This window comes from Micromonospora sp. DT68 (genome assembly GCF_049847245.1).
Taxonomy (GTDB): Bacteria; Actinomycetota; Actinomycetes; order Mycobacteriales; family Micromonosporaceae; genus Micromonospora; species Micromonospora profundi.
Genome location: NZ_JBNCNZ010000017.1, coordinates 54,494 through 75,614, shown reverse-complemented (window position 1 = coordinate 75,614; position 21,121 = coordinate 54,494). Strand labels below are relative to the sequence as shown.

Genomic DNA, 21,121 nt, shown 5'->3' with positions numbered 1-21,121 from the left:
TCCGCCTACCCGGCGGGCAACCGGGCGAAACGCGTTTGCCTCCCCCGGGCCGGGGCATGCAGCGCCGCATGTACACGGTTGCGCAGTTGGTGGGCGGAGTGTGGGGCACCGGCGGTGCGGGCGGCGAACTGGTCGTCCACGATCCGGCGGACGGCTCCCCGGTCAGCTCGGTGCCGGTGGCCACTGCCGACGAGGTCGGCAAGGCGGCGCAGGCGGCACGTGAGGCGGCGGCCGAGTGGGCGGCGACAGCGCCGGCCGAGCGTGCGGCGGCGCTGCACCGGGCGGCGGACGCGGTGACGGCGGCCATCGACGAGCTGGCGGAGGCGGTGACCGCCGAGATGGGCAAGCCTCTCGCGGACGCGCGGGGCGGGGTCGAGGCGGGCATCGGCACTCTCCGACAGTACGCGGAGCTGGCCCCGCTGCGCGGTGGGCGGACCCTGCACGGGGCCGTGGACGCGGTGGACTTCATGACCCCGCAGCCGCGTGGTGTGGTGGCAGCGATCACCCCGTGGAACGACCCGGTGGCGGTGTCCTGCGGGCTGCTCGGCGCGGCACTGGTCACCGGCAACGTGGTGCTCTACAAGCCCAGCGAGCGGACGCCCGCGACGGGTTGGCTGCTGGCCCGCGCCCTGGACGGGGCGCTGCCGGCGGGTGTGCTGTCGCTGCTCACCGGCGGCCCGGAGGTCGGCGCGGCGCTTGCCGCCCAGGACGTCGACGTGGTGGCGCACGTGGGTTCCACAGCGACCGGACGGGCGATCGCCGCCGCCGCGGCCCGGACCGGCGCGAAGGTGCTGCTGGAGAACGGTGGCAGCGACCCGTTGATCGTCGATGCCGACGTCGACCCGCTGTGGGCGGCCGGTCAGGCCGCGCTCGGCGCGTTCGCAAACGCCGGGCAGATCTGCGTGGCTGTGGAGCGGATCTACGTGCACCGGCAGGTCGCCGACGATTTCGTGGCAGCGCTCGTGGGGCACGCCGACGCGCTGCGGGTCGGGCCGGGGCGGGACCCGGGCACCGAGCTGGGCCCGCTTGTCGACAGGCGGCACCGCGACCACGTGCACGGTCAGGTGACGGCGGCGGTGGCCGACGGCGCGCGGGTCCTGGTCGGCGGCGAGGTGCCGGACGGGCCGGGCGCGTTCTACCCGGCCACGGTGGTCACGGACTGCCGACACGACATGCCGCTGGTACGCGAGGAGACCTTCGGGCCTGTCGCACCGGTGGTGGTCGTCGACTCGTTCGACGAGGCCCTGCGCTGCGCGGCGGACTCGCCGTACGGCCTGGCCGCCACGGTGCTGACCGGGTCGATGAGTCACGCCCAGCGCGCCTGGCGGGAGCTGCCGGTAGGCACCGTGAAGGTCAACGCGGTGTTCGGTGGCGCGCCGGGCGGTGCCGCGCACCCACGCCGGGCCAGTGGGCACGGCTTCGGGTACGGCCCGGAGTTGCTCGACGAGTTCACCGCGACGAAGGCGGTGCACATCGAGGCGCCGGGCGGCGGCCACTGGTGAGCGTACGGGCGGGGGCAGGGGTGGCACCCCCGCCCGTACCGGTCGGGCCAACTAGTTGCCGCGCGCCTTGCGGGTGGCGCGGTCGTTGGCCTTCTCGATGGCCTTGACCAGTTCCGGCTTCGTCATGCTGGACCGGCCGGCCACGTCCAACTTGCGGGCCACCGACAGCAGGTGGTCCTTTGTGGCGTTGGCGTCCACCCCACCCGCTGTGGGTGCCCGTCGCTCCGGGCCGCCGCCGGCGGCCTGCCTGTCGCTCGGGCCCTTGCGACCCTTGGGCTCCCAGTGGTCGCCGACCTTCTCGAACTGGTGCTTGACAGCGGCGAACGCGGCGCGGTGCGACCGCTCCCCCTCGCCGTAGGTCTCCACCGCCGAGTCGTGCGTCTTCTCCCAGGTGCGCTGCGCCTTGTCCGGGGAGCGTCGCAGCGTGCTGGGCATGTCCTCGCGCCCGGGCATCTCGTCCTCCTCCGTGTTCGACAGGGTCCCTGTGACCGTTCCCCGGCGTCCGGACGGCAAACCGTGGGCCGCGTCGGCCCAGCGGGGTTTGTGGATTTCGCCACGTGGGTACCGGCCAGGCCCGACCGGGTGAGCGGTCATCCGGCGGCCGGGGCACAGGGAGCGGGCATGACGACCACAGAGCCCGGTACGACGCTCGGCGGCTCATTCGGCGCTCGGGTGCCCCGGCGGGTCCGGCAGCTGAGCTGGCGGACCTGGCGCGGGGTGCTGGTCCGCAGCGTGCGTAACTTCGTCGCCGACAACTGCTCGGACTGGGCCGCCGCGCTCACCTACTACGGAGTGTTGGCGCTCTTTCCGTCCACAATCGTGGTGGTGGCCCTTGTCGGCCTGGTGTCCAGCGGCGAGCAGACCGTCGACACGGTGGTCGACCTGGCCCGACAGGTGGGCGCCGGGTCGGTGGTGGCCGACGACGGCGTGGTCGGGGTGATCCGGGCCGTGGTGGTCGAGCAGAGCAACGCCAAGGTGCTGTTGAGCTTCGGTCTGCTCGGCGCGCTCTGGTCGGCGTCGGGTTTCATCGGCGCGTTCACCCGCGCCTCGAACGCGATCTACGGGGTGACCGAGGGCCGGCCGGTGTGGAAGCTGCGGCCGTTGCAGATCGGGCTGGCCGCGATCACGTTGGTGCTGCTCGCCGTGGTGGCACTCGGGCTGATCGTCAGCGGTCCGGTGACCGACGCGGTCGGCGATCTGGTCAACGCCGGTGGTCTGGCCCGCACTGTGTGGAGTGTGGCGAAGTGGCCGGTGCTCGCCATGATCATGATGGCGTTGCTGTCCCTGCTGTTCTGGATCGCCCCCAACGTGCGCCAGCCCCGGTTCCGCTGGCTCACCCCCGGCGGGGCGGTGGCCCTGGTGTCCTGGGTGGCGGTCTCCTTCGGCTTCGGCCTCTACGTGGCCAACTTCGGCTCGTACGACACGACCTACGGCAGTCTGGGCGCGGCCATCGCGTTCCTGGTGTGGCTCTACCTGTCCAACTCGGCCCTGATGCTGGGCGTGCAGATCAACGCCGAGGTGCAGCGAGGTCGGCAGTTGCAGGCCGGCGACCCCGACCCGGAGGAACCGGTGCTGCCGCCACGCAAGTCCGCCGACGCCGACTCCTGACGTCCGGCCCCGGACCGGCCCAGGGGGACGGTTCGTGACCCGGTGCCGGTTTACCCGCCGGGGTGCCGGGTAGCCCAAAAGGCATGGAGCGTGGCAACAGCAAGCACGGACCGAGGATCGACGAGCAGATGAGCCAGGAGGTCAGCGGCCTCGTCCAGGGGCCGGGGACCGGTGGCTCTCGGGTCGACGAGTCCCGGGTGCCGGAGCCGGCCGGCGAGGACCAGCCGGAGGCCACCACGGCCCCGGCCGGTGACCTGCGCACGGGCACCCCGCAGGGGATGAGTTCCGCGGACGTCGAGCAGCGCAGCCGGCTCGGCCGGTTCATCTCGATGAGTGCGCTGCCGGGCGACCGCCTGGTGCTCATCGCCAGTGCCCGCGAGAACGAGGCGCCGGACGACATCGTGGCGGCGCTCGAACGGCTGCCCGAAGGCACCGAGTATCAGACCGTCTCCGAGGTCTGGGCCGCGCTCGGCCACCGCAACGAGACAACCCGCTGGTAAGAGGGATCGCCCCCCGATCCTGACGACGACCGGCGACTGAAGGAGGTTCCTGATGAGTGGCGTTACCGAACACGTCGAGGTTTCCGTACCCGTCCGCACCGCCTACGACCAGTGGACGCAGTTCGAGGAGTTCCCCCACTTCATGGAGGGCGTGCAGGAGGTCCGGCAGCTCTCCGACACGATGACCCACTGGACGGTGGACATCGCCGGCGTCAAGCGTGAGTTCGACGCCGAGATCACCGAGCAGCTCCCCGACGAGCGCGTCGCGTGGCGTTCCACAGGGGGCACCCAGCAGGCCGGTGTGGTGACCTTCCACCGGCTCGACGAGAGCAAGACGCGGGTCACGCTGCAGCTCGAGTTCGAGCCGCACGGGGTCGTCGAGCAGGCCGGCGACAAGCTCGGCATCGTCGACCGGCGGGCCAAGGGCGACCTGGAGCGGTTCAAGACGTACATCGAGCGGCGCGGGCACGAGACCGGCGCCTGGCGCGGCACGGTGGACCGACCGCAGCCGTGAGGATGAGACGCATTCGCGCGATGGCCGCCGGGTTTCCCGGCGGCCATCGCCGTCTCTCCGGCCGGGCCGGCCAGTTTGCGATCATCGCGCCCGGGTACCGCTGATGGCATGACGGACGACAGGGTGTGGCGCAACGAGGAACGGCTTTCGCTCGAGGAGTTGGAGCGCGCCGTGGCGGGCTCCAGCATCGACGGGCAGGCCGATGACGTGACAGGCAACGACGCCGGCGAGGAGGCCGCTTTCGGGCACGGGCCGGCGGCAGCGGACCGTGGTGGCCAGGCCGAGGGCGCCGGCCGGGAGCCGACCGACCCGGACCGCGCCTACCGCCCGTCGACCACCGGACGCACCGGCCCGGACGTCGGATAGTCCCCGGCGGGCGTACCCGTCGCTGTCTGCTTCCCGCCGGCCCTGGGCCCGTGGGCCCCCAGCTCGTAGAGCACGACGAGCGCCAACGCGAGCACCACGAGCGCCGGGCCGAGGGCCTGCACCGACGTGTTGCCGATCAACACGCCCAGCCCGGCCGGGACGAGCGCCGCGCCCAGGCCTGCGGCGCCGATCTGAAGCCCGATGGCCCGGTCCGCGTGCTCCGCGCCGACCCGGTCGGCGGTGGTGAGGGTGAGCAGCGGAAACACCGGCGCCGCGGCGAAGCCGACAACGACCAGACCGAGCACGGCGAGCGCGGCCGACCCGGGTACGGCGATCAACGCCGCGCCGACGACCATGCCGGCCAGGCTGGCGCGCAGGACCAGCCGGGGCCCCAACCGCTCGGCCACCACGCCCTGCACCAGCCGGCCGACGAACAGGCTTCCCCAGTACGCGGAGACGCAGCCGCCGGCCACCGCCGCGCTCAGGCCACGCCCCTCGGTCAGCAGCAGGAACGCCCACAGCCCGGCGGACACCTCGATTGCCACGTACAGCGTGAAGGCGACAGTTCCGGACCACACGGCCGGCAGACGGAGGGTGGCCAGGACCGGAACCCGCACCACCGGCGCTGACGCCTCGTCGCCGGGCGTGGGGGCCGGGGCGGGACGCTGCCAGGCCCGCACTGTGAGCGCGAACGCTGTGGCGAGGACGAGTTGGGCGGCTGCCACGATGCCGTACCCCCACCGCCAGCTCAGCCCGGCGCTCAGGACCGCCGTCATGACGAGCGGTCCGATCGCCACGCCCAGGCCGAAGAAGGCGTGCAGCCAGTTCATGTGGCGCGGCCCGAAGGCACCGGCGGCGTACGCGTTGAGACCGGAGTCGATCGCACCGGAGCCGAGCCCGAGCAGCAGCGCGCAGCCCACGATCACGGCCAGGGCGGGGCTCAGCGCGTAACCGGTGAGCGCCAGGCTGGCCAGCAGGGTGCTGCCGGCCAGTAGCGCGCCCACGCCGAGCCGGGCCAGCGTGAAGCCGGCGAGCACGCTTGAGGTGAGGTAGCCGACGGTGCCCGCGGTGAGGATCAGCCCGACGGCTTCGGTCGGGACGTCGAAATCCGTCCGGATGGACGGCCAGCCGACGCCGAGCAGCCCGTCGGGCAGGCCGAGGCTGACGAACCCGAGATAGGCCAGCAGGAGCAGCGAGGCGCGGGGCGGTGTGGGCGCGGAAGACACGAAACACCATCCTGCCGCAGCGGCAGTTTACCGGCGACGGCAGGCGGCCGTCGGGCACGACGGTGATTGTCGTCCGAACGGTCGAGAAAGCGGACAGCTCATCCAGAATCGGCCGATCGGGTGACGGCAAGCGGGCCGGTTCGCGTAAGAATTTCGGGATGCATCAAGGCTCCGGAATCCTCTCTCCGCGCCAGCGCCGCTTCGCCTGGCTCGGCTTCCTGCTCGCCGCGTTGCAGGCGCCCGTGTCGGCCTGGCTCGTCTCCGACGAGTCGTGGTTGTTCAGTGTCTGCGTCGCGCTCATGGTGGCCACCGTGATCATCGCCGATGACGCGGCCCGCCGTCGGCCGGCGGACGCCGCCACCGGGGACTAGCCCTCGCCGTCCGGCCGGGCCTCATGCCCCGGCCGGCCCCGGCTACGGCGGCGCTCCTTCATCTCCGCCTCGTAGAGGTGGCGCCGCCCACCCACCAACTCGTCACGGGCCTGCCGGTCCAACTCCCGGAACAGCGCGTGGTAGCCGTCGTCGAAGTCCTCGACGATCTGGAACGTCCACCGCCCGGCGATGACATTGCGGCCCAGCAGTTCGGCGTCGATGCGCTCGGCGATCTGCGGATGGCCGGCGGCGCGGAACTGCTCCACCGCGTCGTCGAGCATCAGGTCGGCGTGCCCGATCAGCTGGTGCAGCGAATACAGGTGCCCCCGGGCCCGCTCCACGCACTCCAGCGCCTCGCTGAGCTTGCCGAGCGCTGCCACCGTCGCGTCACTGACCCCCTCGGGCCGCCGGTGCTGCTCGTCCGGCCCGTCCGCCTGTCGCGCCATCGGTACCTCCGTGCCTGTGTCTCTGTGTTCGTGTCGTCGTGCTCGGCCGTCTCCGTGTGCCCTGGTGCCCGGTGCCTCTCCTGCTGCCCCGTCTGTGCCGGATCAACCCTCGCGGCCAGCCCGGGGTCGTCCGGTGGCACCAGCCACAAGCGCCGGGCGGCCGAGGCCGATCCGCTCACCGATCGGTTAGCCTCGGTCACCATGCGTGTGACGTTCAACCGGGTCGCTTCCCGTACCGCTGTCGACTCGGCGCGGTCCACCCTGGCCGCCCTCACCGTGTCCGTGGGCACCGCCGGGCTCGCCGCCGCCGGCGCGCAGCCGGGGCTGCTCGCCCTGGTGGACCAGCACGCGGCCGCCGTCCGGGACAGCCTCGACGGGGACCGCCGGCCGCTGACGGCCGCAGCGCTCGCCGGCTACGCCGAGGGGGTCCACGCAGCGGCGTTGGAGCACGGGTGGGTGCCGCCGAGCGGCCCGGTGAACTGGAGCGAGCCGGAGTGGCCACTCGCCCGGCTGGTCGCGGTGTGCGCACTGGCCCGCTCGCTGCCGGGCGCCTGAGGGCGTGCGCGCGAGAGGGTGCCCGCGCCACAACGCGGACACCCTCCACCTGCCAAGCCGTACTGGTTCGCCCCGCTACGGGCGATACTGCTGGGTTTCGTCGGCCGCACCGGACTGGTACGTGCCGCGCCCGCCGGACATCGTCGACTGCTCGTCGACCCGGGGCATGTTCTGCGTACGGTCGCCGCCACGGTCGGCCATCTGCCGCTCCATGTCGCCGCGCCCGGCCGCGTTGGCCCGCCGGTTCTCCTGCACCGCCCGGGCTTCCTCGGCTGCCCGGTGCAGCCAGCCGTCCCAGCGGTTCTGCATGGGCTTCACCAGACCGCCACCGACACCGACGATCAGGATGCCGGCCACTGTGGCGAGCACCGCGATCAGCACCGGAGTGGTGACCGTCGTGGCGATACCCACCTGGTTCAGCGCGGCGATCACGCCGAGCGCGATGATGAAGATCGCCGTCAGGTCGGCAAGCACCTTGCCGTACGAGAGACCGCCCAGCGCCCCGGTGACCAGATCCCGGACGGCGTTGGCGATCGCAGCCGCCACCACCACCACGATGATCGCGACGAACGCCCGTGGCAGCCAGGCCACGACGCCACTGATCAGGTCACTGATCGCGTTGGGCCCCCAGACGCCGAAGGCGAACTGCAGGGTGAACAGCAGGACGGCGTAGTACGCCAACCTTGCCAGGATGTCGCTGGCGTCGTACTTCGTTCTCTCCAGTGCCCGTTTGATGCCTCCGCGTTCGACCGCTTCGTCGAAGCGCAATCGTTCCAGCACCGTGTCCACGATCTTGAGGACCGCTCTGGCGATCAGCCAGCCGACCACGAGGATGACGATGAAAGCCACTGCCTTCGGGATGAAGAGCAGCACCGATCTCCAGGTGTCGGCGATGGCATCACCGATGTCGGCCTGCCGAACCGCGAGGGTTTTCAGCATGATGTCCCTCCTGTCGCATGGACTGCGCCGGGCGCATACCCGGCCACCGGTGCGACACTCCGCGCGGCTCGCTGCCATTTTTCCGACAAGTCGATAAACAGTGGCCCTGACCTGCCCTAACAGGCATCGCCGCAGGCCCGATGGCGACCCGCGGCCATGATCGGATGCGGCTTTCCGGCGGGCGGCTAGGCTGCGAACATGCCAGGAACGGTCGGGCGAGTCCCCACGCCAGCAACCCCGGCCCCGGGCGCCGCCACCGGGCCCGGCGCGACCGCTGCCGTGCTCGCCCACGACTGGGCAGCCACTGCGCTCGGCCCTCGTGACAGCTGGGACCCGGCGCTGCGGGCCGTGGTCGAGCTGATCCTCGCCTCGCCGATGCCGATGGCGCTGGCGTACGGCGACGACCTCGTCCTGCTCTACAACGACGGCTACGCCGAGTTGCTTGGTTTCCGCCACCCGTCCGCCCTGGGCCGTCCCGCCGGCGAGGTGCACGCCGAGGTCTGGACGCTGCCCGGGTTCGGTGAGGTGGCCGAGCGCGTCTACCGGCAGGGCGTGTCGTTCCTGGAGAAGGAGTCCACGGCGCTCGTGGCCCGTGGCCACTCCGGCGTGGCCGAGCAGATGGTCTTCACCAGGGGCCACTCGGCAGTCCGCGACGGCTCCGGCCGGATCATCGGCGTCCTGACCGTCGCCGCCGAGACCACCCACGTGGCCGAGCAGTTGCAGAGCCTCAGCCAGGTCGCGGCGGCGCTCGCCGGCACCCTCACCCTCGACGACGTGGCCCGGGTCGCCCTGCGCTACACGATCACCACGTTCGACGCCGACCGGGTCTCGTTCGTTGTCGACGAGGGCGGCGGCGGTTGGCGGATGGTCCGCCGGGTACGCGGCGAACTGCTGGACGAGGTAGACGAGCGGTTGCCACCGCTGTGGCGGCGGGCGTCGGCGGACTGGTCCGGCACTGTGGCGCAGGCCGTCCGCTCCGGCGAGCCGTCGTTCACCGGCGACGGGCAGCCGTTGCGCGAGACGGCCGCGGACCGCCATGACCAGAAGGTACGGTCGCTGGCCGTCCTGCCGCTGGGCACCTCGGTGGTCCAGGGCGGGTTGACTGTCGGCTACCAGGCGCCGCACGCCTGGTCGGCCGCCGAACGGGCGCTGCTTGCCGCCTCGGCGGAGTTGATCGGCCAGGCGGCCGAGCGGGCACGCCGGTTCGAGACCCAGCACGGCACCGCCCAGCTGCTGCAACGCAGCATGCTGCCGGAGAACCTCCCGGACCTGCCCCGGCTGCGGGTCGCGGCCCGCTACGAACCGGGGGTGGACGGCAACGCGGCCGGCGGCGACTTCTACGACGCCTTCCTCCTGCCCACCGGCGCCCTCGGGGTGGTGCTCGGCGACGTCGCCGGGCACGACGTCCAGGCCGCGGCACGGATGGGTCAGGTACGGGCGGCACTGCGGGCGCTGGCCCTGTCCGACCCGGCTCCGGACGCGGTGCTGGCCGGGCTGGACCGGCTGGTGACGAGCCTCGGCGCGGAGGCCGGCACACACGAACTGTTCGTCACAGTGGTGTTCGGCGTCATCGACGCGCAGCGGCGGGAGCTGACCCTCGCCAGCGCCGGTCATCCCGCTCCGCTGATCCGTCGGTCCACCCCCGACGGGCGGTCGTACGCCGAGTACGTGGACGTGCCGGCCGGTCCCCCACTGGGGCTGGGCGGGCGACCGACGACGACGACAGTCGCGTTTCCACCCGGCGACACGCTGCTGCTGTTCAGCGACGGTGTGGTGGAGCGTCGCCGACAGAGCCTCACGGCAGGGCTGGACGCTCTCGGCGATGCCGTGGCCAAGGCCGGCAGCAGCGATCCCCGCGCGCTCTGCGCTGTGGCCACCGCCTCGGTGCCCGGCGGTACGGAGGACGACGTGGCAGTGCTGGCGGTCGAGCACGCGCTCAAGCCGAGCCGTTCGGCGGCGATGGAGGTGCCTGCGGAGCCGACCGCGCCGAGCCGGGTCCGGCACTGGATGACCGGCCAGCTGACCGAGTGGCAGGTCGCCGAGTCGGTGATCGGCGCTGCGGTGTTGTGCACGAGCGAGCTGACCACGAACGCGTTGCTGCACGCCGGCACCGCCGCCCGCGTCGAGATCGACCTCAGTCCGGAGCGGTTGCTGGTCTCGGTCGCCGACTCCGGCACCCGGGGCACCGTGACCCGGGCACGCACCGACACGTTGAGCAGTCGCGGGCGTGGCCTGGGCCTGATCGAGGAGCTCAGCGACGCCTGGGGCACCGACCCTTCGGTGCGCGGTAACACTGTCTGGTTCGAGATCCTCGTCCCGCCCACCGAACAGCACTGACGGCCCGAGCCGTACGGTTCAGCAGGCCACGAACGGGTAGGAGCGCCCCCATGGCCACCGAACGCCCCACCGGAGTCCTCTTCGACGTCGACGGAACCCTTGTCGACACCACGTACCTGCACACCGTGAGCTGGTGGGAGGCGCTGCGGCAGGCCGACCAGCCGGTGCCGATGGCGACCGTCCACCGGGCGATCGGGATGGGCGCCGACAAGCTTCTCGACCACCTGCTCGGCCCGGAGCGGGACCGCGACGAGGACCCGAAGCTGCGCGACGCGCACGACACCCTGTACGGCGAGTACTGGGAACGGCTCATGCCGCTGCCGCGGGCGGCGGACCTGCTGCGCGCCTGCGCCGAGCGAGGGCTACGGGTGGTGCTCGCGACCTCCGCGGCGGAGCACGAGGTGGGTGCGCTGCGGCGGGCGCTGAACGCCGACGACGTGATCGACACCGTGACCTCGTCGGCGGACGCGCAGCAGAGCAAACCGGCACCGGACATCCTGGTGGCGGCCCTGGAGCAGTCCGGGTTGGCCGCCGAGCGGGTGGTCTTCGTCGGCGACTCGGTGTGGGACGTCGCGGCGGCCGGCAAGTTGGACATCCCCTGCGTGGGGTTGACCTGCGGCGGCACCAGCCGGGGTGAGCTGGCGGGCGCGGGCGCTGTTGCCGTGTACGACGACCCCGCCGCGCTGCTTGCCGAGTTGGCAGACTCTCCGCTGACCCGGCCGAGATGAGGCTCTCTTCGGATCGGGCCTCCGCGCAGGCATAGCTGTCTATCGTTCGGGGCAAGGTCTGCGCCACCTGCCCGCATCACGCGGGTGCGCCGAGAAGGTGGTGCTGCCGTGGACCCGGTTGACGTCGAGTTCGCGCTCGTGGGTCTGGGAACTCTGCTGGCGGGCGTCCTGCCCCGGGTGCTGGAGCGCCGCCCCCTGTCCATGCCGATAGCGTTCCTCGCCCTGGGCATGGTGGTGTTCCTGCTGCCGATCAACCTGCCGGCGCCGGACCCTCTTGCCCATCCGGATCTGGCCACCCACCTGACCGAGATCGGGGTGATCGTCGCCCTGATGGGCGCCGGCCTGAAGATCGACCGTCCGTTGAGTTGGGCGCGCTGGTCGTCGACCTGGCGGTTGCTGGCCATCGCGATGCCGCTGTGCATCGCGGCGGTGGCGCTGCTGGGGTGGTGGTGGGCGGGCCTGGTGCCGGCCGCGGCGCTGCTGCTGGCCGCCGCGCTGGCACCCACCGATCCGGTGCTCGCCGCCGACGTGCAGGTCGGCGAGCCGACCGATGTGGAGGACTCCGAGGACGAGGTCCGTTTCGCGTTGACCTCGGAGGCCGGTCTGAACGACGGGTTGGCGTTCCCCTTCGTGTACGCGGCCATCGCCATCGCCTCGACGAGCCTCGCCCCGCGCGAGTGGGTGGCTCACTGGTTCGCCGTCGACGTGCTCTGGAAGGTGGGCGTAGGGGTCGGCGGCGGGCTGTTGATCGGCTGGCTGCTGGGCAAGCTGTTCTTCCGGGCGCCCAGCGAGTTGCGGCTGGCCCGGCACGCCGAGGGCTTCCTGGCGCTGGCCGCCACGTTCCTGGCGTACGGGGTTGTGGAGGTGGCCGGCGGGTACGGCTTCCTGGCGGTGTTCGTGGCCGCTCGGGCGATCCGGGCCGCCGAGCGGACCCACGAGTTCCATGCGGTGCTGCACGACTTCGCCGAGCAGATCGAACGGTTGCTGACACTTGTGCTGTTGCTGCTGCTGGGCGGCGCGATCGTGACTGGCCTGCTCGCCCCGCTGACCTGGCAGGCGGCGACCGTCGGGCTGCTGCTGGTCTTCCTGATCCGGCCGGTCATCGGCTGGTTGTCGCTGCGCGGCGCGCCGGGCCGGCCGGCCGAGCACTGGGTGATCTCGCTGTTCGGCATCCGCGGGGTGGGCTCGTTCTACTACCTCGCGTACGCCACCACGCAGGCGGACTTTCCGCAGGCGGAGCTGCTGTGGGCCACTGTCGGGCTGGTGGTGCTGGTCTCCGTGGTGGTGCACGGGATCGCGGCGACCCCGGTCATGCAGTTGTTGGACCGCAAGGGCGAGCGCACCGCGGACCCGTCCGAACGCAGCGGCGACGCCCGGCCCGTCGGCGCGGGCCACGCCTGAGCCCGGGGCGGCCGGTCAGCCGAGCCGGGCCGCCAGGGCGCGACCGAGGTCGCGGCCGGACCGCCAGGCGCTCTGCACCCGGGGCTTGCCGAACGCGTCGCCGGCCAGACCTATGCCGTCGGCGTCGAGGTGGCAGGTGTCGCCGGTGGCGTCGCCGGCCGGCTTCGCGTACGTCCAGCGGTGCACGTGCACGTCTGCCGCCTCCTCGTGCAGGCCGAGCAGGTCCCGCACGGCCTGTGCGATCGCCGGGCCGGCCGCGGTTGGCTGGGCGAGGTGTCGGGCGGCGAACTCCGGCACCGTGTGCGCGACAAGGACCGGCGCGTCGTCACCCCGCCGGTCGCCGTCGTCGCAGACGAGGCTGAGCACCGGGTGGTCGTTGACGAACGCGCCCTGGAAGGCGGCCCAGTGCCGGGACCGGAACCGCAGCACGGCGGCCAACGACGGCGACCAGGTCTGTGCCTGTACGACAGCTGTGGCATCGGCCAGTGCGGGGTCGAGCAGCAGGGCGGCCTGCGGGCCGGGCATGGCCAGGGCGACCGCGCCGACCCGCTCGCCGTCGACGGTCGGCCCGGGTCCCACGCTGAGCACCAGCCGGTCGACGGTCACCGGCAGTGGCGCGGCCAGGTGTTCGACGAGCGACCGCAGTCCGCGCGGCGCGGCGTAGCGCATCGGGCCGGGCACCTCGTGGCGGCCGTTCGTGTCGTACGACTGGAAGGTGTCGGTCCACTCGCGGACCAGGCCTGCGGCGCGCCACGTGTCGACCACCGCGGCGAAGTCGCTGTCGCTCACTGTGAAGTACGCGGCGCCGATGTCGGCGGGTCGACCCGCGAAGCGTTTGCTTGCCATCCGGCCGCCGCAGACGTGCCCCCGCTCGCGGACCCGCACCGGCACGCCGGCCCGGATCAACTCCGCCGCGCAGGCCACCCCCGCGATGCCCGCACCGACCACCACCGCACCCCGGTCCACACTCACCGGCCGATCGTAGGCGTCCGGGGCGGCATGAAGCGGGACCGATCGGGGTACTGGCACACCTGTTCGAAGAAAGGTGGGATGAGATGACGGACCGCAGCAACGAACAGGCCGACCCGCGCGGCGCGATCAAGGACCCGGACGAGTGGGTCACCGGTGACGAGCCGCCCACGGCCGCCCAGGAGTCGTACCTGGCGACGCTCGCCCGGGAGGCGGACGCGACGCTACCGGACGACCTCACCAAGGCGGAGGCTTCCAAGCGGATCGACGAACTCCAGGCCGAGACGGGTCGGGGCCAGTAGGGCCGGTGGGCTCAGCGGCGGGCGGGCAGTCGGTGCAGCTCGACAGCTGCCAGCCGCGCGTCACGGATCTCGGCGGTGAGGTACGTGGCGTGCGGCTGGGCGCGGCGGTCGGTGGGTGAGCCGGGGTTGAGCAAACGCAGCCCGCCCGGGGCCACGGTGTCCCACGGGATGTGGGAGTGCCCGAAGACCAGCAGGTCGGTGTCGGGAAAGCGTGCCGCGCACCGCTGTTCGCGGCCGGTCCGGGGGCCGGTTTCGTGCACCACGGCGATCCGCAGCCCGTCGAGGTCGACCCGGGCCACCTCCGGCAGTCGGGCGCGCAGCGCCGGGCCGTCGTTGTTGCCGTAGACCCCGACGAGGCGCCGCGATCGCGCGGTCATCGCGTCGAGCAGCGACTCGTCGACCCAGTCGCCGGCGTGCACGACCACGTCGGCCGCCTCGATGGCGGTCCAGAGCTGCGCGGGCAGATCCCGGGCACGCTTGGGCAGATGGGTGTCCGCCGTGAGCACCAACCGCATCCCGGCATTCTCCCGCGTCAGGGGCGGCCCGGCGAGCCGGGATCACTCAGGACCGCACCGGCGTGAAGTGCGGCGGCGGCGAGCCGCGCAGCGCCGGGTCGTGTTCCATGTCGGTGAGGATGCCTGCGGCATTGATCAGCCCGATGTGCGAGAACGCCTGGGGGAAGTTGCCGAGCTGCTCCCCGGTCAGCGGGTCTATCTGCTCGGCGAACAGGCCCAGGTCGTTGACCCGGGCGGCCAACGCACCGAACAGCTGATGCGCCCGATCCCGCTCACCGGCGAGCGCCAGACACCCCACCAGCCAGAACGAGCAGATGACGAACCCCGCCGGGTCGCCGTCCCAGCGCCGCAGCAGGCCGTCGTGCGACAGCTGCCGCTGCACTGCACGGACCGTCGACAGCATCCGCGGGTCGTCCGCCGGCAGGAACCCCACGAGCGGCATCACCAGCACCGACGCGTCGAGCTCGTCGGAATCGAAAACCCCTGTGTACGCCCCGAGCTGCTCGTTCCAGCCCCGCGCCAGCACGGCGGCGCGCACCTCGTCGCGGGTGGCCGCCCAGCGGGCCACCTCCTGCGGTGAGCCCAGCCGGTCGCCGAAGCGGACCGCCCGGTCCAGTGCGACCCAGCACTGCACCTTCGACGACACGTGGTGGTGCTCGATCCCACGCTCCTCCCACATGCCCGCGTCCGGCAGCCGCCAGTCCCGCATGGCCTCGTTGGCGAGGAGCCGGAGCAGGTGGCGGATCTCCGGGTCGAACGGCTCCAGCCTGTCGCGCATCAGCCAGGCGGCATCCAGCGCCTCACCGAAGATGTCGGTCTGCCGCTGCCGCCACGCGTCGTTGCCGATCATCACCGGGGTGCTGTCGCGGTAGCCGCCGAGCTGTTCCAGGCGATGCTCGGTGAGGTCCCGCTCCCCCTGCACCCCGTACATGATGGGCACCGGCTGGTCGTCGACCCGGCCCATCGCCCGGCTCAGCCACGCGAACTGCCGCTGCACCTCGTCGAAGCACGCCGACCGCCACAGCGCGCGCAGGGTGAGGCTGAAGTCGCGTACCCAGACGTAGCGGTAGTCGTAGTTGCGGTCCCCGCCGATCTTCTCCGGCAGTGAGGTGGTCGCCGAGGCCACCACCGCCCCGCCCGGCCGGTACGTCATGCCCTGCACCACGAGCGCGCTGCGCCGTACCTGCGCGGCGTACGGGCCCTGGTAGTCGTGCTCACGCACCCAGGAGCGCCATCCTTCGACGGTGTCGGCGATCGTCTGGTCGGCGTTCGGAACGTCCGGCGGCGGGGAGTCGTACGTCGGGGCGTACCCGAGGGAGAAGTTGTGGATCGTGCCCACGCGGGCGGTGAACGTCGCGGTGGCGTCGCCGGCACCGCAGCTCAACCGCACGCTGCCGCGCAGCGTGAGCCGGCTGGCTCCGGCGACGGCCTCCAGAGCGCCGTTGCGCTCGACCAGGTACGCCGCGGTCCGCCCGTACTCGAAGCAGGGCCGGTAGTGCATCCGCATCGGCACCTCGCCGGTGAGGCCCCGCACGCTGCGGACCAGCACCTGCGGCGAGTGCAGGCCGAGGTCGTGCCCCCGCGCGCCGGGTTCCAGGGCGAGCGCGTCGGTAAGGGCCACCTCCCCCTGGTCGGTGCGGAAGACGGTCCGCAGCACCAGGCTGTCGTCGAGGTAGCGGCGTTCGACGGTGAAGTCGGCCACCGGCCGGATCGACCAGTGCCCGGCGTCGTCGTCCAGCAGCCGCGCGAACACCGACGGCGCGTCATAGCGGCCCGGGCACCACCAGTTCACCGAGCCCGAGCGGTCGACCAGCGCCGCGCTGCGGCCGTCGGCGAGGAAGCCGTGGTCGCTGATCTGTCCGCTCCACACCCGGCTACCTACCCGCCGTGGTCTGGCGCATGCCCCACCCCGGGCCGGCATCGCCGGGACCGGATGGCGTTACCGCTCGACGCTTGCGGGAACTCGCCTCGCTGACGAGGGAGGATGCTCATGACCTCAGCTTCGGGGCCGACCGCCGCATGGCGGCCCGGCACACAGAACGGCAATCTGCTTCCGGCCGGTCCGGGAGGACGACTGTCCGCACCGGCCGGTGATGGGCACGGGCCGGAGAGCGGCCCGCCCACCGTGACGATCGGCTCGTATCCGGACTATCCAGCCGCGCAGCGGGTTGTCGACCATCTGGCCGACAACCGCTTCCCGGTGGAGCACAGCGCCATCGTCGGCACCAACCTCACGCTCGTGGAGACGGTGCTCGGCCGGATGACCACCGGTCGCGCCGCCCTGCTCGGCGCCGGCACCGGCGCCTGGTTCGGGCTCTTCATCGGCCTGCTGTTCGGCATCTTCACCGTCGGTAACTGGATTGCGGTGATCCTTGTCGGCCTGGTCATCGGTGCGATCTGGGGCGCCGTCTTCGGCGCTGTCGCGCACGCAATGACCGGCGGGCAGCGGGACTTCACCTCGGCAAGCTCACTACGAGCCGGCCAGTACGCGGTGATCGTCGACGCGCAGCTCGCCGACCAGGCCCGGCAGGTGCTGTCCCGGCTACAGATGCCCCAGCCGGCGCACTCTCACTGATCCACGGCCGTCGACCGGCCGTCCCGGCAGCACGCCGGGGCGGCCGGTCAGTCGTGGTACGCGAGTTCGCCGGCGCGCAGCGGCACGTCGAGGCGGTTCTCCGGCGGCGCCAACGGGCAGGCCCAACGGTCGTCGTAGGCGCAGCTCGGGTTGTAGAGGAAGTTGGCGTCCAGCCGGACCCGGTCGCCGGGCAGCAGCTCGACGCCCCGACCGAAGGTGCCCTTCACCGTGTCGGTGAGGTACCGGCCCCCGCCATAGGTGTCCTGCCCACAGGTGCCGTCGTGCACGGGCACGAACAGCCCACCTCCGTACGCCTCGATCCACCACAGCGTCAGCGGTCCCCACGGCGTCTCGGCCACCGCGATCCGCCGGTACGCGACGACCCCGTCCGGGCCGCCCGTGTCGACGTGCAGCTCGCCGGTGGCGGGCCGCAGCGGCGCCTCGACCACCGCCTCGGGGTTGGGCGGGAAGTAGCGCAGCCCTGTGAAGCCGGGCCGGTCGGTCTCCGGGATCGGGCTCTGCGGGTGGGTGGCGAAGAGGTCGTCGCGGCCGGCGCGGAAGCCGGCGAGGTCGACGTCGGACAGGTACAGCCGGGCCACGCGCTCGCGCCAGTCGGCCAACTCCAGATCCCGCACCCCACGAGCCTAGGCGGTGGGCGTCGAGGCGTCGGAGCGCGCCGGCCAGTTGCTCAGGACGGCGTGCAGGGCGTCGAGGGTGCGCGCCCAGGAGTCGTCCGCGCTGCGGGGCGTGTGGCGGAACCCGCCGGTCCGCTCCAGGCTCACGAACCCGTGAAAGGTGCTGTGCATCATCCGTACGGCGTCGGTCTGGTCCGGCTCGGTGAGCTGGTAGCCGCGCAGGATCGCCCGGGTCATCTCGGCGTGCCGGACGCCGGCGCTCGCGGCGGCGGTTTCCGGATCGAGGTCGATCTGCATTGCGGCGTACCGACCGGGGTGCTGTGTGGCGTAGGCCCGGTACGCGTTGGCGAAGGCCACGAGCGCGTCCTTGCCGGCGCGGCCGGCGAGCGCGTCGGCGACCCGGTCGGCAAGCTCCGCGAGCGCCAGCAGCGCAACCCTGACCCGCAGTTCCTGCGCGTTCCTGATGTGGAAGTAGAGGCTCGCGTCCTTGACGCCGAAGTGCCGGGCCAGCGCCGCGAGGGTGACGTTGGGCATGCCCACCTCGTCGGCCAGGTCGGCGGCGGCAAGCGTCAGGCGCTCGGCGGTCATCCCTGCACGTGCCACGCGGCAGCCTCCAAAACTAACCTTGTTAATCGTTTGCCTAGGAGAGCTAGGCTACAACCTATGTTAGCCATTTCCGAGCCCGCCATCCGCGCGTCCTTCGTCAACTGCACGCAGGGCGAGGCGAAGCGGCTGGCCATACCCAATGATCTTGATTTGCGACCGTGGGCCGACCTGGACTTCCTCGGCTGGCGGGACCCTGCCGCGACGCAGCGGGCCTACCTGGTGGCCGAGACCGACGGCGGGCTCGTCGGTGTGGCGCTGCGGGTCGCGGCGCAGCAGACCGGGCGCGCACGACGGAGCATGTGCTCGCTGTGCCTGACCACGCACACCGGCGACGGCGTCGCGCTGATGTCCGCCCGCAAGGCCGGGCCGGGCGGCCGGCAGGGCAACTCGGTGGGCGCGTACATCTGCTCCGACCTGGGCTGCTCGCTGTATCTGCGAGGCAAGAAGGACGCCGGTCGGCGCATCGACGAGACCATCACCCTGGACGAGAAGATCGAACGCACCACTGGGCACCTCGCGGCGTTCCTGCGCCGGGTGACCGAGTGACGCCGGACGCCGCCTAACGGTCGGTCGCCAGGCGGGCGTGCAGGTGCTCGTCGTGGCGGCGGCCGTCGCCGTACTGGTACGACTCGCGAAGCGTTCCCTCCGCGAGGTAGCCGGCCCGGTCGGCGACCCGGCAGGAGGCCGGGTTGGCTACCGCGTGGCACAACTCCACCCGATGCAGCCGGAGGTCGGCGAACGCCCACTCGGTGAGCCGGCCGACGGCACGCACCGCCACGCCACGGCCCCGCGCCGCCGGCACCGTCCAGTAGCCGATGGAGGCGTCGCCGTGGCGGATGTGGTGCAGCGAGACCGAGCCCAGCAGCTCACCGCCGTTCGCGGCGGTCACCGCCAGGGAAGCGTGGTCGCCGGCCGACCAGTCGGCCCGCCGCCGGACCCAGAGCAGGGCGGCCCTGTCGTCGATCGGGCCGCCACCCTGCGGGTTCCACTGGGCGATGGCCCTGTCGTTCAGAGCGTCACGCACCACCGGGGCGTCCTCGTCCGACCAGGGGCGCAGCAGCAGGTCGGCGGCGGCGAGTTCCACGTGTTCCACGAGGCGGGAGTCTGGCACACCCCGCGTCAGCCGCGCCGCCCCCTTTTCCGCAGGCTTCCTTAAAAGCTGCACGAACTGCATCGCTGGACCGCATCAGGGCGACATGGGAGAGGCCAGACGACACTAGTTAAATTTTGAACTAGTGCTATCGTTGGCGTCGTGACAGAGAGCCTGGACAGCACCCGAGCGGCCGCCTGGCGTGCCTACATCGAGGCGAGCCAGCGCCTGTTCACCCAACTGGAAGACGACCTGCGGGCCGACAGCGACCTCAGCTTCGCCGACTACCACGTGCTGGTCCTGCTCTCCGAGGCCCCGGGGCAGCGACTCCGCATGGGTGAGCTGGCCGGCCGGCTGGTCTTCTCCCCCAGCCGCCTCACCTACCAGATCTCCTCCATGCAGCGCCGCGGGCTGGTCAGCAAGGAGGCGTGCCCGGACGACCGGCGCGGCAGCGAGGCCGTGCTCACCGCCGCCGGGCTGCTCGCCCTCGCCAAAGCCGCTCCTCACCACCTGGCGTCGGTGCGTACCCATCTGATGGACGACCTCGACGACGCCGAGGTCGCCTGCCTCACCCGGGTCTTCGAACGGCTCGGGCACCGCCTGCGGGCGGCCCGGTCCACCTCGACCACCCACACCACGAGTCAAGGAGCCACCGATGCCCGCGATCACCGTTGACAACGTCCTCGTCCTGCCACGCCTGCCCCGGCTCGACGAGACCACCGCCTTCCGCAAGGTCCGCACGGTGACCACAGCCCCCAGCGGCTTCGAGGGCGAGGGTTTCCCCGTCCGCCGGGCCTTCGCCGGGGTGTCGACCACCGACCTGGACCCGTTCATCCACCTCGACCAGATGGGTGAGGTCGACTACGCGCCGGGCGAGCCGAGAGGCACCTCGTGGCACCCGCACCGCGGCTTCGAGACCGTCACCTACATCATCGACGGGGTCTTCGACCACCACGACTCGCACGGTGGCGGCGGCACCATCACCAACGGCGACACCCAATGGATGACAGCCGGTAGTGGCCTGCTGCACATTGAGGCACCGCCGGAGCATCTGGTGGTCAGCGGTGGGCTGTTCCACGGCACCCAGCTCTGGGTCAACCTGCCCCGGGCGGCCAAGATGAACCCGCCGCGCTACCAGGACATCCGGGGCCGGGAGTCGGCGCTGCTCACCACGCCGGACGGCGGCGCGCTGATCCGGGTCATCGCCGGTGAGGTGGCCGGGCACCGGGGCCCGGGCACCACCTTCACGCCGATCACCATCACGCACGTCACAGTGCAGCCCGGGGCTCAGGTCGACCTGCCCTGGCAGCCCGACTTCAACGCCCTGGTGTACGTCCTCGGCGGGCGTGGCACCGTCGGCACCGATCGCCGGCCGATCCGCACCGGTCAGCTCGCCGTGCACGGGCCGGGTGACGCGCTGCGCTTCGACGCGAACGCCGAGCAGGACAGCAACACCCCGGCGCTGGACCTCTACATCATGGGCGGCAAGCCGATCCGTGAGCCGGTGGCGCAGTACGGCCCGTTCGTGATGAACACCCGGGACGAGCTGATCCAGGCGTTCGAGGACTTCCAGGCCGGCCGGCTCGGCGTGATCCCCAGCGAGCGGGTGCCGCACACCGACGGCCAGGGCTCACGGCCCTGACCCCGGTCGGCTCCTGAGTTCGGCGCTGGCGCCCGGGACATTCCGGACGCCGGCGCCACCTCAGGAGACCGCGAAGATCCCCGCGACTCCCAGGATCACCATCACCAACACCGCTACCAGCGCGCCCCCTTCGCTCTCCACCGCCGGCTCGCGGTGCTCGGTCACGGGGTTCGTCGTCTCGCGGGGCATGGTGTGGCCTCCTCGGTTGTCGCGTCAACGGATAGCGGCGCGGTCCGGTGGACCGGTCCGTCGGCCCGGCGTGCGTACGCACCACCGGGGTCCTACCGTGAGGAC

At 72.2% G+C, this 21,121-nt stretch carries 26 protein-coding genes; 15 read left to right on the top strand and 11 right to left on the bottom strand.

Translation table 11 applies throughout. The features are described from left to right. Window positions 1-68 precede the first annotated feature (68 nt). Complete coding sequence (locus ACPXB1_RS25290; protein WP_355595632.1) at window positions 69-1,502, top strand: aldehyde dehydrogenase family protein; 1,434 nt, start codon at window positions 69-71, stop codon at window positions 1,500-1,502. A gap of 51 nt (window positions 1,503-1,553) precedes the next feature. On the opposite strand, the gene ACPXB1_RS25285 is transcribed toward ACPXB1_RS25290, so the two are convergent. Next, window positions 1,554-1,955: a ChaB family protein gene (locus tag ACPXB1_RS25285; RefSeq protein WP_355595634.1), complete on the bottom strand. Its 402-nt coding sequence runs from the start codon at window positions 1,953-1,955 to the stop codon at window positions 1,554-1,556. Window positions 1,956-2,123: 168 nt separating this feature from the next. Here ACPXB1_RS25285 and ACPXB1_RS25280 point away from each other — a divergent pair, with 168 nt between their 5' ends. The 4 genes from ACPXB1_RS25280 to ACPXB1_RS25265 all read left to right on the top strand — a co-directional run bounded on the left by ACPXB1_RS25280 (window position 2,124) and on the right by ACPXB1_RS25265 (window position 4,490). Next, on the top strand, window positions 2,124-3,110 hold the full coding sequence (locus ACPXB1_RS25280) for a YihY/virulence factor BrkB family protein (RefSeq protein ID WP_355595636.1): 987 nt from the start codon (window positions 2,124-2,126) through the stop codon (window positions 3,108-3,110). 83 nt (window positions 3,111-3,193) lie between these two features. After that, a complete protein-coding gene (locus ACPXB1_RS25275) occupies window positions 3,194-3,610 on the top strand; it encodes a DUF2795 domain-containing protein (protein ID WP_355595638.1) in 417 nt (138 codons plus the stop codon). 52 nt (window positions 3,611-3,662) lie between these two features. Continuing rightward, the gene (locus tag ACPXB1_RS25270) at window positions 3,663-4,124 is read left to right on the top strand and encodes an SRPBCC family protein (RefSeq protein WP_355595640.1); all 462 of its coding nucleotides are present in this window, start codon (window positions 3,663-3,665) and stop codon (window positions 4,122-4,124) included. A gap of 108 nt (window positions 4,125-4,232) precedes the next feature. Further along, a complete protein-coding gene (locus ACPXB1_RS25265; protein ID WP_053653440.1) occupies window positions 4,233-4,490 on the top strand; it encodes a hypothetical protein in 258 nt (85 codons plus the stop codon). Here ACPXB1_RS25265 and ACPXB1_RS25260 read toward each other — a convergent pair. Beyond that, window positions 4,445-5,716 (bottom strand): MFS transporter, encoded by a 1,272-nt coding sequence (locus ACPXB1_RS25260; RefSeq protein ID WP_355595642.1) that lies wholly within the window; start codon window positions 5,714-5,716, stop codon window positions 4,445-4,447. The two genes, ACPXB1_RS25265 and ACPXB1_RS25260, sit on opposite strands and share 46 nt — an antisense overlap. Window positions 5,717-5,874: 158 nt before the next feature. Here ACPXB1_RS25260 and ACPXB1_RS25255 point away from each other — a divergent pair, with 158 nt between their 5' ends. Further along, window positions 5,875-6,087, top strand: coding sequence for a hypothetical protein (locus ACPXB1_RS25255; protein ID WP_355595644.1), 213 nt, complete (start codon window positions 5,875-5,877; stop codon window positions 6,085-6,087). Here ACPXB1_RS25255 and ACPXB1_RS25250 read toward each other — a convergent pair. Then, entirely contained in the window at window positions 6,084-6,533 is a 450-nt protein-coding gene (locus tag ACPXB1_RS25250) for a hypothetical protein (protein ID WP_355595646.1), read from the bottom strand. The two genes, ACPXB1_RS25255 and ACPXB1_RS25250, sit on opposite strands and share 4 nt — an antisense overlap. A 201-nt stretch (window positions 6,534-6,734) precedes the next feature. Here ACPXB1_RS25250 and ACPXB1_RS25245 point away from each other — a divergent pair, with 201 nt between their 5' ends. Then, complete coding sequence (locus tag ACPXB1_RS25245; protein WP_425735879.1) at window positions 6,735-7,088, top strand: DUF6401 family natural product biosynthesis protein; 354 nt, start codon at window positions 6,735-6,737, stop codon at window positions 7,086-7,088. Between the two features lie 75 nt (window positions 7,089-7,163). Here the strand turns inward: ACPXB1_RS25245 and ACPXB1_RS25240 are convergent, their stop codons facing one another. Continuing rightward, window positions 7,164-8,027: a mechanosensitive ion channel family protein gene (locus ACPXB1_RS25240; RefSeq protein ID WP_355595650.1), complete on the bottom strand. Its 864-nt coding sequence runs from the start codon at window positions 8,025-8,027 to the stop codon at window positions 7,164-7,166. Window positions 8,028-8,225: 198 nt separating this feature from the next. Between ACPXB1_RS25240 and ACPXB1_RS25235 the strand changes: the two genes are divergently transcribed. The 3 genes from ACPXB1_RS25235 (at window position 8,226) to ACPXB1_RS25225 (ending at window position 12,493) form a co-directional block, all read left to right on the top strand. Further along, window positions 8,226-10,364, top strand: a complete 2,139-nt coding sequence (locus ACPXB1_RS25235; RefSeq protein ID WP_425735878.1) for an ATP-binding SpoIIE family protein phosphatase — start codon at window positions 8,226-8,228, stop codon at window positions 10,362-10,364. A 50-nt stretch (window positions 10,365-10,414) separates the two neighbouring features. Beyond that, a complete protein-coding gene (locus ACPXB1_RS25230; protein WP_355595654.1) occupies window positions 10,415-11,092 on the top strand; it encodes an HAD family hydrolase in 678 nt (225 codons plus the stop codon). Window positions 11,093-11,200: 108 nt separating this feature from the next. Then, the gene (locus ACPXB1_RS25225) at window positions 11,201-12,493 is read left to right on the top strand and encodes a cation:proton antiporter (protein WP_355595656.1); all 1,293 of its coding nucleotides are present in this window, start codon (window positions 11,201-11,203) and stop codon (window positions 12,491-12,493) included. 15 nt (window positions 12,494-12,508) lie between these two features. On the opposite strand, the gene ACPXB1_RS25220 is transcribed toward ACPXB1_RS25225, so the two are convergent. Continuing rightward, window positions 12,509-13,465: an NAD(P)/FAD-dependent oxidoreductase gene (locus ACPXB1_RS25220; RefSeq protein WP_425735877.1), complete on the bottom strand. Its 957-nt coding sequence runs from the start codon at window positions 13,463-13,465 to the stop codon at window positions 12,509-12,511. 83 nt (window positions 13,466-13,548) lie between these two features. Here ACPXB1_RS25220 and ACPXB1_RS25215 point away from each other — a divergent pair, with 83 nt between their 5' ends. Next, window positions 13,549-13,764: a DUF3072 domain-containing protein gene (locus ACPXB1_RS25215; RefSeq protein ID WP_334549942.1), complete on the top strand. Its 216-nt coding sequence runs from the start codon at window positions 13,549-13,551 to the stop codon at window positions 13,762-13,764. 11 nt (window positions 13,765-13,775) lie between these two features. On the opposite strand, the gene ACPXB1_RS25210 is transcribed toward ACPXB1_RS25215, so the two are convergent. Together ACPXB1_RS25210 and ACPXB1_RS25205 are read right to left on the bottom strand one after the other, a co-directional pair. Beyond that, window positions 13,776-14,279, bottom strand: coding sequence for a metallophosphoesterase family protein (locus tag ACPXB1_RS25210; protein ID WP_355595660.1), 504 nt, complete (start codon window positions 14,277-14,279; stop codon window positions 13,776-13,778). A gap of 46 nt (window positions 14,280-14,325) precedes the next feature. Continuing rightward, window positions 14,326-16,149 carry a glycoside hydrolase family 15 protein gene (locus ACPXB1_RS25205; protein WP_425735876.1) on the bottom strand — a complete coding sequence of 608 codons (1,824 nt, stop codon included), beginning with the start codon at window positions 16,147-16,149 and terminating at the stop codon, window positions 14,326-14,328. A 120-nt stretch (window positions 16,150-16,269) separates the two neighbouring features. Between ACPXB1_RS25205 and ACPXB1_RS25200 the strand changes: the two genes are divergently transcribed. Then, window positions 16,270-16,854, top strand: coding sequence for a general stress protein (locus ACPXB1_RS25200; protein ID WP_425735875.1), 585 nt, complete (start codon window positions 16,270-16,272; stop codon window positions 16,852-16,854). Window positions 16,855-16,901: 47 nt separating this feature from the next. Here ACPXB1_RS25200 and ACPXB1_RS25195 read toward each other — a convergent pair whose 3' ends face one another. Next, entirely contained in the window at window positions 16,902-17,489 is a 588-nt protein-coding gene (locus tag ACPXB1_RS25195) for a DUF1684 domain-containing protein (protein WP_425735874.1), read from the bottom strand. 9 nt (window positions 17,490-17,498) lie between these two features. Further along, on the bottom strand, window positions 17,499-18,077 hold the full coding sequence (locus ACPXB1_RS25190; protein ID WP_425735873.1) for a TetR/AcrR family transcriptional regulator: 579 nt from the start codon (window positions 18,075-18,077) through the stop codon (window positions 17,499-17,501). A 75-nt stretch (window positions 18,078-18,152) separates the two neighbouring features. Here ACPXB1_RS25190 and ACPXB1_RS25185 point away from each other — a divergent pair, with 75 nt between their 5' ends. Then, window positions 18,153-18,641, top strand: coding sequence for an FBP domain-containing protein (locus ACPXB1_RS25185; protein WP_425735872.1), 489 nt, complete (start codon window positions 18,153-18,155; stop codon window positions 18,639-18,641). Window positions 18,642-18,654: 13 nt separating this feature from the next. Here the strand turns inward: ACPXB1_RS25185 and ACPXB1_RS25180 are convergent, their stop codons facing one another. Continuing rightward, window positions 18,655-19,188 (bottom strand): GNAT family N-acetyltransferase, encoded by a 534-nt coding sequence (locus ACPXB1_RS25180; protein WP_425735871.1) that lies wholly within the window; start codon window positions 19,186-19,188, stop codon window positions 18,655-18,657. 159 nt (window positions 19,189-19,347) lie between these two features. On the opposite strand from ACPXB1_RS25180, the gene ACPXB1_RS25175 reads away from it, so the two are divergent. Together ACPXB1_RS25175 and ACPXB1_RS25170 are read left to right on the top strand one after the other, a co-directional pair. Then, complete coding sequence (locus tag ACPXB1_RS25175; protein ID WP_355595674.1) at window positions 19,348-19,860, top strand: MarR family winged helix-turn-helix transcriptional regulator; 513 nt, start codon at window positions 19,348-19,350, stop codon at window positions 19,858-19,860. Further along, window positions 19,841-20,827, top strand: a complete 987-nt coding sequence (locus tag ACPXB1_RS25170; RefSeq protein ID WP_355595676.1) for a pirin family protein — start codon at window positions 19,841-19,843, stop codon at window positions 20,825-20,827. Before ACPXB1_RS25175 ends, ACPXB1_RS25170 begins: the two co-directional genes overlap by 20 nt. A gap of 60 nt (window positions 20,828-20,887) precedes the next feature. Here ACPXB1_RS25170 and ACPXB1_RS25165 read toward each other — a convergent pair whose 3' ends face one another. Further along, window positions 20,888-21,016: a hypothetical protein gene (locus ACPXB1_RS25165; protein ID WP_355595678.1), complete on the bottom strand. Its 129-nt coding sequence runs from the start codon at window positions 21,014-21,016 to the stop codon at window positions 20,888-20,890. Window positions 21,017-21,121: the final 105 nt, after the last annotated feature.